General features: G+C 40.4%; 16 protein-coding genes, 1 tRNA gene and 1 pseudogene. 12 read left to right on the top strand and 6 right to left on the bottom strand.

Annotation, left to right across the window (positions count from 1 at the left end):
- Window positions 1-15: 15 nt before the first annotated feature.
- Window positions 16-300 carry a hypothetical protein gene (locus CLV81_RS15190; protein WP_106146017.1) on the top strand — a complete coding sequence of 95 codons (285 nt, stop codon included), beginning with the start codon at window positions 16-18 and terminating at the stop codon, window positions 298-300.
- Here CLV81_RS15190 and lpdA read toward each other — a convergent pair.
- Both lpdA and CLV81_RS20465 read right to left on the bottom strand, forming a co-directional pair.
- On the bottom strand, window positions 297-1,703 hold the full coding sequence (gene lpdA, locus CLV81_RS15185; protein WP_106146015.1) for a dihydrolipoyl dehydrogenase: 1,407 nt from the start codon (window positions 1,701-1,703) through the stop codon (window positions 297-299). The two genes, CLV81_RS15190 and lpdA, sit on opposite strands and share 4 nt — an antisense overlap.
- Before the next feature lie 83 nt (window positions 1,704-1,786).
- Window positions 1,787-2,176 (bottom strand): hypothetical protein, encoded by a 390-nt coding sequence (locus CLV81_RS20465; RefSeq protein ID WP_146129907.1) that lies wholly within the window; start codon window positions 2,174-2,176, stop codon window positions 1,787-1,789.
- Window positions 2,177-2,351: 175 nt separating this feature from the next.
- On the opposite strand from CLV81_RS20465, the gene nhaC reads away from it, so the two are divergent.
- From nhaC to ribB, 7 genes are all read left to right on the top strand, one after another.
- Window positions 2,352-3,842, top strand: coding sequence for a Na+/H+ antiporter NhaC (gene nhaC / locus CLV81_RS15180; protein ID WP_106146013.1), 1,491 nt, complete (start codon window positions 2,352-2,354; stop codon window positions 3,840-3,842).
- 91 nt (window positions 3,843-3,933) lie between these two features.
- A complete protein-coding gene (gene tpx / locus CLV81_RS15175; RefSeq protein ID WP_106146011.1) occupies window positions 3,934-4,440 on the top strand; it encodes a thiol peroxidase in 507 nt (168 codons plus the stop codon).
- On the top strand, window positions 4,433-4,798 hold the full coding sequence (locus CLV81_RS15170) for a diacylglycerol kinase (RefSeq protein ID WP_106146009.1): 366 nt from the start codon (window positions 4,433-4,435) through the stop codon (window positions 4,796-4,798). The genes tpx and CLV81_RS15170 overlap by 8 nt, the downstream gene beginning before the upstream one ends.
- A 65-nt stretch (window positions 4,799-4,863) precedes the next feature.
- Window positions 4,864-7,239 carry a DNA translocase FtsK gene (locus CLV81_RS15165; protein ID WP_106146007.1) on the top strand — a complete coding sequence of 792 codons (2,376 nt, stop codon included), beginning with the start codon at window positions 4,864-4,866 and terminating at the stop codon, window positions 7,237-7,239.
- 7 nt (window positions 7,240-7,246) lie between these two features.
- Window positions 7,247-7,894, top strand: coding sequence for an outer membrane lipoprotein periplasmic chaperone LolA1 (lolA1, locus tag CLV81_RS15160; protein ID WP_106146005.1), 648 nt, complete (start codon window positions 7,247-7,249; stop codon window positions 7,892-7,894).
- Window positions 7,895-7,972: 78 nt separating this feature from the next.
- On the top strand, window positions 7,973-9,430 hold the full coding sequence (locus CLV81_RS15155; RefSeq protein ID WP_245912053.1) for an LptF/LptG family permease: 1,458 nt from the start codon (window positions 7,973-7,975) through the stop codon (window positions 9,428-9,430).
- Between the two features lie 2 nt (window positions 9,431-9,432).
- On the top strand, window positions 9,433-10,572 hold the full coding sequence (gene ribB / locus CLV81_RS15150; protein ID WP_106146002.1) for a 3,4-dihydroxy-2-butanone-4-phosphate synthase: 1,140 nt from the start codon (window positions 9,433-9,435) through the stop codon (window positions 10,570-10,572).
- Here ribB and CLV81_RS15145 read toward each other — a convergent pair.
- Window positions 10,569-11,324, bottom strand: a complete 756-nt coding sequence (locus CLV81_RS15145) for a sulfite exporter TauE/SafE family protein (protein WP_106147617.1) — start codon at window positions 11,322-11,324, stop codon at window positions 10,569-10,571. The two genes, ribB and CLV81_RS15145, sit on opposite strands and share 4 nt — an antisense overlap.
- A gap of 107 nt (window positions 11,325-11,431) precedes the next feature.
- Between CLV81_RS15145 and CLV81_RS15140 the strand changes: the two genes are divergently transcribed.
- The 3 genes from CLV81_RS15140 to CLV81_RS15130 all read left to right on the top strand — a co-directional run bounded on the left by CLV81_RS15140 (window position 11,432) and on the right by CLV81_RS15130 (window position 13,650).
- Complete coding sequence (locus tag CLV81_RS15140) at window positions 11,432-11,932, top strand: outer membrane beta-barrel protein (RefSeq protein ID WP_106146000.1); 501 nt, start codon at window positions 11,432-11,434, stop codon at window positions 11,930-11,932.
- 173 nt (window positions 11,933-12,105) lie between these two features.
- A tRNA-Ser gene (locus CLV81_RS15135) sits at window positions 12,106-12,190 on the top strand.
- A gap of 239 nt (window positions 12,191-12,429) precedes the next feature.
- Window positions 12,430-13,650 (top strand): site-specific integrase, encoded by a 1,221-nt coding sequence (locus tag CLV81_RS15130; RefSeq protein WP_106145998.1) that lies wholly within the window; start codon window positions 12,430-12,432, stop codon window positions 13,648-13,650.
- On the opposite strand, the gene CLV81_RS15125 is transcribed toward CLV81_RS15130, so the two are convergent.
- Together CLV81_RS15125 and CLV81_RS15120 are read right to left on the bottom strand one after the other, a co-directional pair.
- The gene (locus CLV81_RS15125) at window positions 13,647-14,297 is read right to left on the bottom strand and encodes a hypothetical protein (protein ID WP_106145996.1); all 651 of its coding nucleotides are present in this window, start codon (window positions 14,295-14,297) and stop codon (window positions 13,647-13,649) included. The genes CLV81_RS15130 and CLV81_RS15125 overlap by 4 nt on opposite strands.
- A complete protein-coding gene (locus CLV81_RS15120) occupies window positions 14,297-14,683 on the bottom strand; it encodes a BfmA/BtgA family mobilization protein (RefSeq protein ID WP_211298016.1) in 387 nt (128 codons plus the stop codon). The genes CLV81_RS15125 and CLV81_RS15120 overlap by 1 nt, the downstream gene beginning before the upstream one ends.
- A 940-nt stretch (window positions 14,684-15,623) precedes the next feature.
- Here CLV81_RS15120 and CLV81_RS15115 point away from each other — a divergent pair.
- Window positions 15,624-15,950 (top strand): YegP family protein, encoded by a 327-nt coding sequence (locus tag CLV81_RS15115; protein WP_106145994.1) that lies wholly within the window; start codon window positions 15,624-15,626, stop codon window positions 15,948-15,950.
- 98 nt (window positions 15,951-16,048) lie between these two features.
- Here the strand turns inward: CLV81_RS15115 and CLV81_RS15110 are convergent.
- Window positions 16,049-16,410, bottom strand: a pseudogene (locus tag CLV81_RS15110) (transposase); the annotation flags it as partial.
- Window positions 16,411-16,445: the final 35 nt, after the last annotated feature.

The following is a 16,445-nucleotide window of genomic DNA, read 5'->3' as shown; positions in this document are numbered from 1 at the left end:
TAAAAACATAACACCATGAAGAATCCCAACATCATAATTATAGATAAAGAAAATGTTCCTTTCCTAAACTTCCCAAAGGAAGATGTACTCAACGTAAAACAAGAGCGAAGCCAACGATGCACCAGCTTATTCAAGGCCATGCGTTTAGGCAATCTTGAGCGTCAAAAGGTTCGAATCCTATTCAAGGATGATGAAGGCATAAAACAAGTAGAAACCACCATTTGGGGAGTTACCAACAAACGTGTCATACTTAAAAAGGCTATTAACCTTCCTATTAATCGAGTATTGTCTGTTTCCTAGATGTGTATGGGTCTATCCTCTGTGGCTGCTAAAGCCGCCTCTTTTACTGCCTCGGCATAGGTAGGGTGTGCATGGCTCATACGTGCCATATCCTCAGCAGATGCCCTAAATTCCATGGCAGTTACCGCTTCTGTTATTAAGTCCGCACAGCGGGCACCAATCATATGAACACCAAGCACTTCATCCGTAGATTTGTCAGCCAGAATTTTCACAAAACCATCGGTATCCATACTGGCTCGGGAACGACCTAAGGCCCGCATTGGAAACTGACCTACCTTGTATTCAATGCCCGCTTCTTTTAGTTCCTCTTCCGTTTTTCCTACGGCGGCTACTTCAGGCCAAGTATATACTACTCCAGGAATTAAATTATAGTCAATGTGGGGTTTTTGACCTGCTAAAATCTCTGCAACCAGGGTACCCTCCTCTTCTGCTTTATGCGCAAGCATGGCACCGCGAATTACATCACCGATAGCATAAATATTGGAAGCAGTGGTCTGTAAATGATCATTGACCACTACCCTCCCCCGTTCATCCAACTGGACTCCAGCAGCTTCGGCATTAAGACCATCGGTATAAGGACGGCGACCCACTGAAACCAGGCAGTAATCTCCTTTGAATTCCACTTCTTGCCCCTTCTTGTCGTCTGCTTTTACAACTACCTCATCACCAACACGTTCAACAGATTTTACTTTGTGCGAAAGATGGAATTTTACTTTCTGTTTTTTCATCACCTTCATCAATTCCTTGGAAAGTGCTCCATCCATTCCTGGAATAATGCGGTCCATATACTCAACCACACTGACCTCTGCGCCTAACCTTTTGTATACCTGTCCCAATTCCAATCCAATGACACCCCCGCCAATCACAATCATGTGTTTAGGTACTTCTTTCAGTTTTAAAGCTTCTGTGGAAGTAATGATTCTTTCCTTATCAATCGAAATAAAAGGAAGTGTAGATGGTTTTGAACCTGTAGCAATTATGATATTCTTGGCCTCGATGGTTTCTACACTACCATCATTCTTGGCAACATCAATGTGCGTCGCATCCTTAAAACTTCCCAATCCTTCATAGACATCAATTTTATTTTTATCCATGAGGAATACAATGCCCTTCGTAGTTTGCTCCACCACCCCATCTTTACGGGCAATCATTTGTTTAAGATTGACTTTTACTTCGCCAGGAATATCGATGCCATGCTCTTCAAAGTGTTTTACAGCATCTTCGTAATGATGTGAAGAATCCAAAAGTGCTTTTGACGGGATGCACCCTACATTCAAGCAGGTACCGCCCAATGTGGGGTATTTTTCAATAATTGCAGTTTTCATTCCCAACTGGGCACAACGAATTGCTGCTACATATCCTCCTGGACCAGAACCGATAACGGCCACATCATATTGACTCATAAAGAAAGGCTAAAAAGTTTAGAAAAATCTTTTACAAAAACGGATGTAAAAATACGAATGTTTTTTGGGAAACTACCTGACTTTTACATTGGAGCTAAAGGGAATTTTGAAGCACCAAAAGAACCTATCCAAAGTCCTGCCAAAAGCGAGAGATGTTGACCCGTTTCAAACCAGAAGGGGCCACTAAATTCTCCACAAAGCACAACAAAGCACATTTTACCTACTATGAAGAAGGAAATCAAAATATGGGGCCAATTATTGTCGCGTACCACGATAAGCGAAGCTAAAAATCCAGATACTACGGAAGAAAGCAATACGGCCATTCCACTTAACAAAAGGGTACCCGAGGAAGAGGTACAATAGCTTACTTTGTCGAATAGTACATCTCTAGAAAGTGTTGTGTAAAGTATCAGGGATAGGGCTCCTATTACCGTAGCCGTTGCGGTGAGAATCACACGCATTCGTGAATTCATGCTGTTTGTTTTTTGATTGATGGTATTTGAAAGTAACGATTAAATGCTCTTGGGATTTTAAGTTTAACATCCTATTGAGAGGTTTTTAACGCTTTTTAATAATTGAAAGGAGCGTAAGCAATTTTGGAGAAGCTGATTCAAAATCGTAATATTACTCCAAACCAAACCCATATCCATGTCGGAGAAAAAGAAGAAAGCCAAATATAGACAGAACGAAAAAGTTATTGAAAATAGGGAACTGAATATATGGGAAGCATTGATTCCTGTCTTCGCACTGGTGGCAATGCTAGCTTATAACGTTTATGTGTTTGGAGATGATGCGCTTAGTGGTTCCAATCAATTTATTCTCCTTTTGGGTGGTGCTATTGCCGCTATAGTCGGTTTTTTCAACAAAGTATCTTACAAACAGATGATTGCAGAAGTGGCCGAAAATGTTAAATCAACAACAGGTGCGCTTCTAATCCTTTTAATGGTAGGGGCTTTGTCAGGCACATGGTTGGTAAGTGGAATAATTCCAGCCATGATTTACTATGGTCTCCAAATACTAAATCCAACCATTTTCTTGGCCGCTTGTGTTATTATTTGCGCCATTATTTCCATTGCTACTGGAAGCAGTTGGACAACCGCGGCTACTGTTGGAATTGCTTTGATTGGAATTGGGGAGGCTCTGGGAATATCCTTAGGTATGACCGCAGGAGCCGTACTCTCTGGAGCATATTTTGGAGATAAGATGTCCCCTTTGAGTGACACCACAAATTTGGCTCCAGCTATGGCAGGTGGTGATTTGTTCTCTCATATTCGCTATATGGCGTGGACCACCATTCCCACGGTTTCCATTACGTTGATTGTCTTCATCATATTAGGTTTCACCATAAACACTTCTGGTGTCGCGGATACAGATGCCATTCTGGGCACTATTGATTCGGCTTTTAATGTCAATGGATGGCTTTTCATTGTGCCAATTGTGGTCATTTTTCTAATTGTAAAAAAGACTCCTCCCCTAGCCGCTCTGTTGATAGGGACCTTACTCGGTGGTGTTTTTGCCCTTATCTTTCAGCCAGAAATCGTAAGTAAATTAGGGGGCGGTGAACAACTAAATTTTGAGACGGGTTATAAGGGCATGTTAAATGCGATTACCGTTGAGACATCCATTGCGACCGATAATCCGGAGTTAAATGATTTGTTTTCAGCTAAAGGCATGAAAGGAATGTTGGGCACTATTTGGTTGATTATCTGCGCTATGGTCTTTGGTGGTATTATGGATGGCATTGGTGCGCTTCAGCGTATTACCAAATCGCTTTTGAGCATGGCAAAAACCACCTTTGGACTATTTGCAAGTACTGTGGGTAGTTGCCTAGCCTTAAATGTAACTGCTTCAGATCAATATTTGGCTTTGGTTGTTCCAGGCAAAATGTTTTCCAAAGCATACGAAGAAAGAGGGCTCGCACCTGAAAATTTAAGCCGAACATTGGAGGATTCGGGTACCGTGACCTCCGTTCTTGTACCTTGGAATACCTGCGGCGCTTATCACAGCGGTGTTTTGGGAGTTAGTGTGGGCGAATACTTTTTCTACGCCATTTTCAATTGGCTAAGTCCGTTTATGACTCTGTTGTTTGCAGCATTCAAAATAAAAATCAAGCAACTCACCACATCAACCGCAGCCTAAATCAAATTGTTGTTTGTTATTAAAATTTCGAAAAGAACTTAGTTCTTCAGAGCTAATATTTTTACCTTCACACCAAACTAAAAAACACGTTATGGCTTCAATAACTTTAGGTGGAAATCCGGCTACAACTGTAGGCGAACTGCCAAATTCAGGAAATAAAGCTCCAGGTTTTACATTGACCAAATCAGATTTGTCCAATTCCTCTTTGGAAGATTATAAAGGCTCAAAAGTGGTACTCAATATTTTCCCAAGTGTGGATACCGGAACCTGTGCAAAATCCATCAGAGAATTCAACAAGGAGGCAGCTGGTTTGGAAAACACCAAGGTTCTCTGTATTTCCAAAGACCTTCCTTTTGCCCAAGCGAGATTCTGCGGTGCAGAGGGAATTGAAAATGTGGAAATGCTTTCAGATTACAAAACAGGGCAATTTGGTAAGGATTATGGAGTTGAATTTGCTGATAGTGCATTTGAAACCCTTCATTCAAGAGCCGTAGTTGTGCTTGACAAAGAAGGTACTGTGAAATACACAGAGCAAGTTTCCGAAACCGCCGATGAACCCAACTACCAAGCGGCACTGGAAGCTCTCAATAATGCCTAAGGAATCTTTTCTGGCCAATAGGATAAAAAGTGTTGGCTTTGCCCTAAAAGGTATGTTTCTTTTACTAAAGACCGAAGCAAGCATCAAAATACAGTTTGTTATTGCTCTTTGTGTAACTGCCGCTGGATTTTACTTTAATATTTCACCAACGGAATGGTTAATCCAACTAATAGCAATAGGTCTGGTAATGGGAATTGAAGGGGTCAACACTGCAATTGAGAAGCTGGCGGATTATGTTCAACCAGAACATCACGAAAAAATTGGGTTCATAAAAGATATTTCAGCTGGAGCCGTTATGATTGTATCCATATTGGCCAGTATTGTAGGATTCATTATCTATTTACCTAAACTGTTCTAAACTACATCCGGAAGCACTACTGGAAACGTAAATTTGTAAATTAGCCCCATTATCTAAGTTTTTTAATGGCCAAAAAGAGAACAAAATCAAAATCTTCAACCTCAAAAAAGAAGATATCATTTGCACTGTCCAAACAGAACAAAATCATTTTGGGAAGTCTGTTGATAGTGTTGAGTATTGCCCTCTTTTTTTCATTCATGTCCTATTATTTCACTTGGCAGGAAGATCAAAGCCTTCTCTCCGAGTTTAAGGATAGAAATGCAGAGGCAAGCAATCTCCTTAATAAGTTCGGAGCTGCTGTAAGCCACTTTTTCATGTATAAGGGATTTGGATTGGCCTCATTTGCCTTTCCCTTGCTTTTGGCCATAACCGGTTTGTACCTTTTTTTAGGGTTGAACCGTAAAGGGCTTATCTCAAAATGGATTTGGGGTATTTTAGGTATTATTTGGGTCTCAATAGCATTGGGATTCTTTGCTTATGAACAACCTTTGTTGGGAGGGTCCATCGGGTTTGAGATGAATGACTTTCTTCAAGATTATGTAGGTAAGATTGGTATATTCCTGATTCTTGTCTTTGTTTTGATGGTAATTCTGGTACGACTTTTCAATTTTACCCCGGAAGGATTTGCCAACTTTTTCCGCACACAGCGCAATTCCATTAAATCAAACACTAAGAAGAAAACCCCGGCCATGGCCACATTAGCTGCTGGTGACAACAGCATTGAACTGAGCATGGAAGATACCGAAACGGAAAAAATAGATACTTACACCCATAAAAAGGATATTCCCCCTGTTATAAAAGAAGCTGGGTTGGATGTAAACCTACCAGAGAAAGAAGAAGAAATAGTCGATATAGGACTAAAGGTAGAGAAGGTAGTTGAAGAAAAAGAGGAAAAAGACATAAAATCGGAAAAGCTGGTCAAGGACTTTGGCGAGTTTGACCCAAAGCTTGAGTTGAGTCAGTACAAATTTCCACCATTGGACCTTCTGGATCCACATGGTGTCTCGGGCGGAATTACCATCAATCAAGAGGAACTTGAGGAAAACAAAAATAAGATTGTAAGCACCCTAAAGAACTACAAGATTGGTATTGCCCAAATCAAGGCAACCATTGGGCCTACGGTAACATTATACGAAATAGTTCCTGAGGCTGGAATCCGAATCTCCAAAATAAAGAATTTGGAAGATGATATTGCGCTTTCCCTTGCCGCCTTGGGCATTCGTATCATTGCTCCTATACCTGGTAAGGGAACCATTGGGATTGAGGTACCAAATAAAAATGCGACTGTCGTTTCCATGAGGTCGGTCATCGCGTCAAGCAAATTTCAAAAAGCCGAAATGGAACTTCCCATTGCTTTTGGAAAAACAATAAGCAACGAGACCTTTGTGGTGGATTTGGCAAAAATGCCCCACATGCTAATGGCCGGTGCTACAGGACAGGGTAAATCTGTGGGACTCAACGCCGTAATTACCTCCCTACTTTATAAAAGACACCCGGCTGAGGTCAAATTTATTTTGGTTGATCCAAAAAAGGTGGAACTTACACTTTACAATAAAATTGAGCGACACTTTTTGGCAAAACTCCCTGATTCTGAGGAAGCCATTATTACAGATACAACCAAGGTAATCAACACCTTGAATTCCTTGTGTATTGAGATGGATAATCGTTATGAGCTTCTGAAGACGGCCATGGTGAGAAACATTAAGGAGTACAATACCAAATTCAAGGCTCGAAAACTTAATCCAAATGATGGGCACAAGTTTTTACCCTATATCGTTTTGGTCATTGACGAATTTGCCGACCTCATTATGACCGCCGGTAAGGAAGTGGAAACTCCAATCGCCCGCTTAGCGCAATTAGCCAGAGCTATTGGAATACATTTGATTATTGCCACCCAACGTCCATCGGTAAATGTAATAACCGGAATCATCAAAGCAAACTTCCCGGCAAGGCTTGCTTTTAGGGTTACCTCAAAAATCGATTCCAGAACTATTTTGGATGCGCAAGGGGCCGACCAATTGATTGGACGAGGAGATATGCTATTCACTCAAGGAAACGATGTGACACGATTACAATGTGCCTTTGTAGATACCCCCGAAGTGGCCAAGATTACAGAGTACATTGGGTCCCAACGCGCCTATCCTGAGGCTCATCTCCTACCCGAATATGTAGGGGAAGATTCTGGCACGGGGATTGATTATGATATTGCAGATAGGGATGCTATGTTCCGAGAAGCTGCTGAAGTTATAGTAACAGCGCAGCAGGGTTCGGCATCCTTGATACAACGAAAATTGAAATTGGGATATAACAGGGCAGGCAGAATCATTGACCAGTTGGAAGCAGCAGGCATTGTAGGTCCTTTTGAAGGTAGCAAAGCACGTCAAGTGCTGGTTCCGGATATTTATTCCTTGGAACAATTATTGGAAAACGAAAAAAAATAAACACACCATGTTCAAAAAAATACTTTTCGCCGTTTTTATTCTAACTATTGGATTTTCTGGGTTTTCCCAGAATTCTCCTAAAGCAAAAGCGCTGCTGAATGAAGTTTACGATAAGGTCACCAATTATGATAATATTTTTGTGGATTTTAAGTACAGCCTAGAAAACACCGAGGCCAATACCAAAAGTGAAACTCGAGGTAATGCCACTCTAATGGGTGACAAATATCTGGTTGACCTCTTTGGTTCCAAACAACTGTACGATGGTAAAAAAGTATATACTGTTGTTCCAGATAATGAAGAAGTGACCATTGAAGATAAATCTGATGATGAGAATACAATCACTCCTTCCAAAATGCTTACATTCTATAGAGAAGGGCACACCTATCAATGGGACATTCTTCAAGATGTACAGGGAAGAAAAATTCAATATGTAAAACTTATCCCTATTGATACCAATTCTCAAATTACCTCGATACTATTGGGAATTGATGCGGAAACCAAGCATATCTATAAACTGATTGAAACAGGTAGCAACGGGACCAAAACCACGATAACCGTTAATTCTTTTAAAACCAATCAGGCCTTATCCAATACCTTGTTTACCTTTGACGAGAAAAAGTACGAAGACGAGGGGTATTATATCATAAGAAACTAGGCATTGGATTTAAAAATTCTTGACCGATATATTTTATCGAGATTCCTTTATAATTTCTTCAGTTCCTTCCTTATTCTGATGGTCATATTCATTTTCCAAGGAATATGGCTCTTTATCGATGATTTGGCGGGAAAAGGATTGGGATTGGTCATTATTGGCAAGTTCCTTTTTTACTATATGCCCAGTCTGGTAGACAAGGTTCTTCCCCTGACCGTTTTACTTTCTTCCATTCTCACCTTTGGTACTTTTGCGGAAAACTATGAGTTCGCAGCTATGAAAGCTTCAGGCATTTCATTGCAACGTGCCATGAGAAGCCTGATCATATTCGTAATTCTTCTAGGTGGGGTGACCTTCTTTTTTGCGAACAATGTTATCCCAAAATCCGAACAAAAGACCTTTAATCTAAGAAGAAACATTGCCAAAGTAAAACCCGCCGCTGCCATTACCGAAGGGGTGTTCAGTGATTTTGAAGGAACCGGGGAAGGCATGAACATTAAGGTGGACCGCAAGTATGGTGAGCAGGATAGGTTCTTAGAGAATGTCATCATCCATAAAAAAACAAAACAGGGTGTCAATAATACAGTGATAAAAGCCAAGGGAGGAGAATTGATAAGCAGTGAGGATTCGGATATTATCCAATTGGTGCTTAAGGATGGCAACTACTACGAAGAACTAAAACCTAAGGCCAATAAGGACCGAAGAAAACATCCTTTCGCAAAATCCAAGTTTGAGACCTACACCATCAATATTGATGTCTCTGAACTTAATAACCAAGATTTGGAAGAGGACGGGAACATAACCACCAACAAAATGAAGAATGTTACCCGCTTGATTAAAGATATCGACTCGTTGGGAGAGGATAACCTAAAAAAGGTGGAAGCATTTTCCAAAAACATCTCCAGCCGAATGGGAGCTTTTCCCCTACTCACCAAAAAAGATAGCTTAAGGATTGAAACCAAAGCAAAACAGCCTGAAAAAGATATTGATAGCAAAGAAGAAGCTGATACAACTAAGAAAAAGGATAGTATACAAAGTGTAGAAGAACTGTTTGCGGGATTGGAAACGTGGCAACAGCTTCAAATCATCAATAGTTCCAAAACCACAGTCACAGGAATTCTAAATACCGTCAAATCCAAAAAAGACGAGTTGCAAAAAAGATTCAAATTCTACAATAGCCACATCCTATCCCTTCACCAAAAATATGCTCTGGCCTTTTCCTGTATCATACTCTTTTTCGTAGGCGCTCCATTGGGTGCCATTATACGAAAAGGGGGACTGGGACTTCCCATGGTTGTAGCCATTGTATTATTTTTGACTTACTATTTTATCGGTGTGTTTGCGGGTAACTATGCTAAAGAAGGAAATATCCATCCCGCTTTTGGGGCGTGGTTATCCACTTTGATAATGCTTCCGTTGGGAATATTTTTAACCCAGCGCGCCACAGCGGACCGCGGATTGATGGGAGATGGTAATTTTGTAGAGCGTATCACTACCTTTTTCAAATTCAAGAAAAAAGAAAAAAAGGCTGAAAAATAACAATGGTTACTAAAGAAAAAAAAATACAGCTTAATACTATTGAGGAAGCGATTTCCGACATCAAACAAGGAAAGGTAATCATCGTTGTAGATGATGAAAATCGCGAAAATGAAGGGGATTTTATGGCCGCTGCCGAGTTGATCACCCCAGAACTGGTCAATTTTATGGCCACCCATGGTAGAGGGCTTATTTGCGCCCCATTGACCGAAGGGAGATGCAAACAATTGGGATTGGGTAAAATGGTGACCCATAATTCTGACCCACTTGAAACTGCTTTTACTGTATCTGTCGACCTACGTGGCAATGGAGTGACCACCGGTATATCAGCCGCTGATAGGGCAAAGACCATTTTAGCGCTAACGGATAAATCCATTAAACCTCATGAACTGGCAAGACCTGGGCACATTTTTCCATTGATTGCCAAAGAAGGTGGTGTACTTCGCAGAACTGGTCATACTGAAGCAGCCATTGATTTTGCACGATTAGCTGGTCTTCAGCCGGCCGGTGTGATTGTGGAAATTATGAACGAGGACGGTTCCATGGCACGTTTGCCACAGCTTATGGAAGTTGCAAAAAAATTCGATTTAAAAATCGTATCCATTGAAGATTTGATTGCTTATCGGATGGAGCATGACAGTCTTATTGAGCGAAAAGAAGCTTTTGACATCAAAACACGATTTGGAGATTTCCGACTTCGGGCCTACAAACAGACTACGAATGACCAAATCCATATTGCATTGGTTAGGGGAACATGGAAAAGTGGAGAACCCATTCTCACGAGAATTAACTCAACTTTGGTAAACAATGATATGTTGGGAACATTGACCAACAATCCGGATGAAGTGCTTCACAAAATGTTCAAGGTTTTGAATTCCGAAGAGAAAAGTGCGATGATATTCATCAATCAAGGAAACCAATCCATGAATCTCTTGGGACGATTAGCAGAGTTTAAGGAACTGCAAGCAAAAGGAATCAACAAAGCTCCTAAAATTGAAATGGACAGCAAGGACTTTGGTATTGGTGCACAAATTCTTCATGACCTAAATATTTCCAAGATTAGATTACTAACCAATTCCGGTAAAACCCGAAGAGTAGGAATGGTTGGTTATGGACTTGAAATTGTGGAATACGTAAACTACTAGGTAAAAAACCAGAGTTTAATGGCCATGGCTATCACCATGACCACCAAAAAAGTCTTTATAAACCCATCTCCTTTTTTGACGGAAAATCTGCTTGCTATCCATGCACCAGAACCGTTGCCTATGGCCAAAATCAATCCTAGCCTCCAGTTAACTTTGTCGTTTAGTACAAAAACCGCCAATGCAGATAACATATAGATGAACACCACGGTAACTTTAGTGGCGTTTACCCGAACTAGGTTCATCCTATTGACAAAATACATAAAGAGTATCATTAGAAATCCAAGTCCGGCATTTATAAATCCTCCATAAATCCCAAAAAAGAAGAATACCACAATCCCCAACCATAAGTATTTACCTGTCAGCCTTTCCTCCATTTCCTCTAACTTCATTTTGGGTTTGAAAATGATAATAAGCACAACGGCCATCATAACTATCGCCAAAATTCGATTAAACGTTTCCCCATCAATGTCTACAGCTATTTGCGCCCCGATAATTGATCCCAAAAAAGCTGAAATACCCAGACGTAAACTGAAAGGATAGGTAGAAACTCCCTTGCTTTTGAATCCGGCCGTGGCCAATGCTGTTTGAATAACGATTGCCACCCTATTGGTTCCATTGGCCACTGCTGGTGGCAAACCCAAAAAGATAAGTGTAGGAAGTGATAATAAGGAACCGCCTCCGGCAATGGTATTTATAAAACCGACAGCAAAGCCCACCGTAATTAACAGGGCATAATGATACCACGAATCCATGGGCACAAAAATACAGGCTTCATCAAAAAGGAAACATCCTATTGAAAAAATACATCCTACCTTCAAAAAATATCCTAATTTTACTACAAATCAAAAAGTAAACATTTATGAGAAAACTAGTTTTTATTGCAGCAGCATTACTTGTTGGAAGTCTAACCGTACAAGCACAGGGACAGTTTAGGGCTGGTGCGGACCTTGCACTGCCCATTGGAGATGCTGCAGACCTAACCACTTTTGGAATTGCCGTAGATCTCGCGTATATTTTTGAGATTGATGACAATTTTCAAGCTGGACCCTTCGCAGCATTCGGGCATTTTTTTGGAGAAGATATCGAATCTGGTAGTTTCACCATTGAAATAGATGACGTCCAATTCCTTCCTGTTGGGGGAACAGCCATTTATAATTTTAATGACCAATTCTCAGCAAGAGGTTACCTAGGTTACGCTATTGGAATCAATGAGGGGAACGATGGCGGTTTTTACTATAGCCCAGAAATCGCTTATAGCATTTCCGATGCTATAGATATTGTATTGGCTTACAAGGGTGTTACTACTGATGGAGACTCCTTTGATGCCATCTCACTTGGAGTAGATTTTTGGTTCAACTAAGAAACATCTCTTCTTAAAGTAAAGAAACACCTCAACTTAATATAATAGTTGGGGTTTTTTTAACTGTTTTCCTTATTTGCAGTTTTAAATTCAAAATAATCCTTCAAGAAATATAAAAAAGGGAATTACTGCTTTAAGAATTGAAAAAGCTTGCTATATTTGCACCCGCAAAAGGAGGAATGGCAGAGTGGTCGAATGCGGCAGTCTTGAAAACTGTTGAGGGTCACACCTCCGGGGGTTCGAATCCCTCTTCCTCCGCGGAAAGTCCTACAAAAGGCACCAAAAACCCTGTAAATCACTGATTTTCAGGGTTTTTTATTTTTATTGATATCAAGTAATATCGTTTAATATCAATTAAAAAGGGGTCAATTCGGTGTCACTTATTTACGTCCAGCAACTGACACCGAATTGAAGTTAAAATATTGATAATCAGTATTTTAAACTTATTTCTTTTTAATTTATTTTAAGTACATTGAAGAGAATTTAAAACTTATTCGGTGTCACATTCTCTATCTCTTCTGTTCTACGTCAAAAAAAGCAAAGCCGATGAACACGGCAAGGCCAACATTTATCTGCGTCTGACCTTAGACGGAAAGAGGGCTGAGTGCAGTATTCATAGGAAAGTCAAGCTCAGTGAATGGAACTCCAAAACTCAAAAGGCTTTAGGGAATTCTTTAGCGTCGCAGGAAATGAATCGTGAGATTAGTATCATTAGAAATAGGATCTATTCTATCCAACAGAATTACCAAAGAGAAAATATATCCTATACGGCTTTTGACTTAAGGGATACCTATTTGGGCAAAGACAAAACAAAGAAAATGCTCCTAGAAATCTTTCAAGAGCATAATGATGAAGTGGACAGCCTCGTTGGGAAAGATTTCGCCGCGGGAACGGCAGAGCGCTATCGCACTTGTAAGAAACACGTTGCAGCATTTGTAAAGCAGAAATATAAGCGAAATGATATTCCTGTGCAGGAAGTAGACCATAAGTTTATTACAGGGCTGGAATACTATCTTAAAACGACTCGCAAGTGTGCGCACAACTCCGCGATCAAGTATATCACCAATTTTAAAAAGATCATCCGTATTGCTCACGCCAACGACTGGATTGATAAAGATCCTTTCTTGCATTGGAAAGGAAAGCTCAAAGTCGTGGAACGCGAATTCCTCACTGAGGAAGAAATTCAAAAAATCATTGCCCTCGAGTTTAGAATGGAACGTTTAGAGCAAGTTCGCGATATTTTTATTTTCTGTTGTTTCACGGGCCTTGCATACGCCGATGTCAAGAAACTCAACCGAGGCGATATCAGTACGGGCAACGATGGTGAAGAATGGATCAAAACCAAACGTTCTAAAACAGATACCCGTAGCAATATCCCAATCCTGCCGATAGCCAAAACGATTATTGCAAAGTATCAAGATAATGAGCTACTGAAAGAAAAAGATCTGGTGTTGCCTGTGCTTAGCAATCAAAAAATGAACGCCTACATCAAGGAGATAGCTACCCTTGCTGGCATTTCTAAGAACCTCACGTTTCATTTGGCCAGACATACCTTTGCGACAACGGTGACGCTTACTAACGGCGTCCCTATTGAATCTGTGAGTAAGATGCTCGGACATACCAATCTCAAAACGACTCAGCATTACGCCAAGATTTTAGATATGAAAGTGAGTAAGGATATGGCAATTTTAAGAGACAAGTTTAAACCCAAAGATTAGCCGTTGTCTCCCCTGCCCCTCCTCTGTAAATTGGTAACATAGCCAAAAAATGGACTACCCCTTTCTGGTTCGTTTAGCCTAAAGTTGTTCTTGGCAAAAATATGAGCCATCGCTTTCCACTTCTCAGTCTTCCATTTTTTAGTCCTTAAATAGATGTAGAATTTTTCTCCTTCAATAGCCGGCCAATTGTTTTCCTTAAAAAAAGAAAGAATATTTACTTTATTAAAATTAAGGTTAGGCTCTTTATTTAGTTTTCTTATTGTTTTGTGTTTTATATAAGGTACCAAATTTTGGCCTAGTTCTGGGACAGTGTTGTCCATTTTTTGGCCATCTAGTGTACTCGCACTTGTACCAAAATTGAACATGTGGATTTTGGAGCCGAGAGACGGATTTTTAGAGGGAAGGTATTTCAAGTAGCCCCAACAATTCAAGTCCTTAAGATAGTTATGATATGTAGTTTTTGATCGGATCTTTGCTCGCTCCATGATTAGACCTCTATTGACTGTAATCCTTTTCTTGAAATAGTCTCTATTCCATTTATGAAAGAAAGCCAGGTACAATGTTATATGCCCTTGTTTGATTCTGGTATCTCGGTTGAATTTTTCTAAGATAGCATTGAGATGAATGATGTAGTTTACTTTTTCCATTAGTTCTCGTCTTTATCATTGCTGTATTTCTTTTCGCGAAAGCGAACCTCCGTATTCAGATAGGGGTCATTTTTCTCTATCATAAGCTTTTGTTTGGGAGGCTCATAGGCCTGAAAAAGGGCGGCCAACATCGCATGGGTGGGTTTTGTCTGTGTCTTTTCAATATTCTTGATAATTGCAATCAGAGAATCAATTCGTTTTAAAACCCTTCTCTCTAGCCGGATCAAATGAGGCCCATAATCTTCATCGGGAGTGCAATGATTACGCTCAAAAAAGTCGAGCATCATGGCCATCGCTTGGGTATGCGTTGGCGCGATATGTTTTGAATATTGCTTAAACTTTTGAGCCGTGTCCTTCTTAAAACGAATGGCGGTAAATGAGTCCATATTTTTGGTTTTTGGTGAAAAAATGAGCCTGTTTATAGGGGATACAAGCCGATTTGTTGCAAAAAATTGAAAATCAATGATTTACAATATTTACAACTAGCTGAAATACAGTGCTTTACAATATCGTAACCTGCGCCAGCAGGTTACCCTCTTGCTATTCCATCCCTCCATTTTATTTCGGGATTTCCATACCCTTTTTCCGAAGCTAAAGGGCGCTTTCTTCCTGCCCGTAGATTTCTGAATTTTAACACCTTCTAAGCTACACTTTTGAGCATTCTGCAATAGATCCTTAAAAATGATGGTGTCTTTTTAATCTGATTTCTAAGCAATTAGTGCAATCGGCAAGCCAATATATTTTGATATGGGATGGTGTCAATAAGTTGCCAGATTGGCAACCCTCCCACCTACTTATTATATCTTGAGCGTTTCCCTTTTCATTTAGGTTAGAATGATCTCTTTTGAAGGCTATTGGCTTTATTTGCCTTTTGAAAATTGAGCACGGAAATCTCCGTTTCATTTTCCACGTACTTCCCATAGCGCCGTCGCGTATCCTTTTCGGCAACGTGATCTAAATTTTGACTGAGTAAGGACTTATAAAAAGTGCGAGGGTAGTGAGCCTGGTTATGCAGTCTGTCTCAGGCAAAATTGTAAACCTTTGTGGGAGGAAAGGTTGGAGTGAGATTTTTGCTCGGCGAACGCTGTCGCTGTTGAAGCGACTGGGTTCAAGATGGTGTAGTGAACCGCTTTGCTCGACCCCGATAGCTATCAAGGGGAGAGGAATGGGGTGGAGCGGGATATAGACTCCCAGTCCACATAATAAAGGTTGCTGATTAGGGTTATTCAGAAGACAAAACTTGTTGATTACTAGGTTAATAAGTCGGGAGGTTATTCTATGAATCGTTTAAACCTACTACTTACCTTTACTTATAAACTTTTTACAATGGGAAAATTTGAAGTATTACAAGATGCGAAAAGCGAATATCGATTTAGACTAAAGGCTGGAAATGGTCAGACCATACTAGCTAGTGAAGGCTATACTGCTAGATCTGGATGTATGAATGGTATTGAATCTGTTCGAACAAACTCACAAGATGATAACCGCTTTGAGCGAAAAAAATCCAGCAACGGAAAACATTATTTTAATCTGAAAGCTAGTAATGGTCAAATCATAGGGACTAGTGAAATGTACGAAAGCGCAACAGGTATGGAAAACGGTATAGAATCTGTAAAAACGAATGCTCCTAAAGCCACCACCGAGGAAGTATAGAACGTCTTTTAGACAAATAAACTGCTATTTCTTGCTAATATTATGGTCATTAAATTGGCGAATGCAGTCGAACTTTCTGCGACTGGGTTCAAGATGGTGTAGTGAACCGCTTTGCTCATATTTAAAACACGGGACGCCCTGCTGATGCCGTAATGAATAAGTTCCTTGGCGATACTCCTTTTACGGCAGGGCTTTAAAGCTTTTTTTCAATGATCTCCTTTGCCATTTGATGGTCAAGGGCCAGGGTGGCATACATCTGCTTGAGCTTACGGTTCTCTTCCTCAAGTTCTTTGAGCCGCTTTAGCTCTTTAGAGTTCATCCCTGCGTACTTGGAACGCCACTTGTAAAAAGCGGCAGCACTTACACCGTGCTCACGGCTGATCTGATCGACACTCTTACCGTTGTCGAACTCTTTTAAAATCTTTGCGATCTGTGTGGGTGAAAATTTACTCTTTCTCATACTGTCTAAAATTAAGATTAAAATTCTACTTTTAA

The organism is Flagellimonas meridianipacifica (assembly GCF_003001695.1).
GTDB classification, from domain to species: Bacteria; Bacteroidota; Bacteroidia; order Flavobacteriales; family Flavobacteriaceae; genus Flagellimonas; species Flagellimonas meridianipacifica.
Note: the sequence above shows the minus strand (reverse complement) of the source record. Positions and strands in the feature narration are given on the sequence as shown.

What these genes read in the sequence shown, in the direction of transcription:
- CLV81_RS15190 (WP_106146017.1), top strand. Translation starts at nt 16, where the DNA reads ATGAAGAATCCCAACATCATAATTATAGATAAAGAAAATGTTCCTTTC.
- lpdA (WP_106146015.1), bottom strand. Translation starts at nt 1,703, where the DNA reads ATGAGTCAATATGATGTGGCCGTTATCGGTTCTGGTCCAGGAGGATAT.
- CLV81_RS20465 (WP_146129907.1), bottom strand. Translation starts at nt 2,176, where the DNA reads ATGAATTCACGAATGCGTGTGATTCTCACCGCAACGGCTACGGTAATA.
- nhaC (WP_106146013.1), top strand. Translation starts at nt 2,352, where the DNA reads ATGTCGGAGAAAAAGAAGAAAGCCAAATATAGACAGAACGAAAAAGTT.
- tpx (WP_106146011.1), top strand. Translation starts at nt 3,934, where the DNA reads ATGGCTTCAATAACTTTAGGTGGAAATCCGGCTACAACTGTAGGCGAA.
- CLV81_RS15170 (WP_106146009.1), top strand. Translation starts at nt 4,433, where the DNA reads ATGCCTAAGGAATCTTTTCTGGCCAATAGGATAAAAAGTGTTGGCTTT.
- CLV81_RS15165 (WP_106146007.1), top strand. Translation starts at nt 4,864, where the DNA reads ATGGCCAAAAAGAGAACAAAATCAAAATCTTCAACCTCAAAAAAGAAG.
- lolA1 (WP_106146005.1), top strand. Translation starts at nt 7,247, where the DNA reads ATGTTCAAAAAAATACTTTTCGCCGTTTTTATTCTAACTATTGGATTT.
- CLV81_RS15155 (WP_245912053.1), top strand. Translation starts at nt 7,973, where the DNA reads ATGGTCATATTCATTTTCCAAGGAATATGGCTCTTTATCGATGATTTG.
- ribB (WP_106146002.1), top strand. Translation starts at nt 9,433, where the DNA reads ATGGTTACTAAAGAAAAAAAAATACAGCTTAATACTATTGAGGAAGCG.
- CLV81_RS15145 (WP_106147617.1), bottom strand. Translation starts at nt 11,324, where the DNA reads ATGGATTCGTGGTATCATTATGCCCTGTTAATTACGGTGGGCTTTGCT.
- CLV81_RS15140 (WP_106146000.1), top strand. Translation starts at nt 11,432, where the DNA reads ATGAGAAAACTAGTTTTTATTGCAGCAGCATTACTTGTTGGAAGTCTA.
- CLV81_RS15125 (WP_106145996.1), bottom strand. Translation starts at nt 14,297, where the DNA reads ATGGAAAAAGTAAACTACATCATTCATCTCAATGCTATCTTAGAAAAA.
- CLV81_RS15120 (WP_211298016.1), bottom strand. Translation starts at nt 14,683, where the DNA reads ATGGACTCATTTACCGCCATTCGTTTTAAGAAGGACACGGCTCAAAAG.
- CLV81_RS15115 (WP_106145994.1), top strand. Translation starts at nt 15,624, where the DNA reads ATGGGAAAATTTGAAGTATTACAAGATGCGAAAAGCGAATATCGATTT.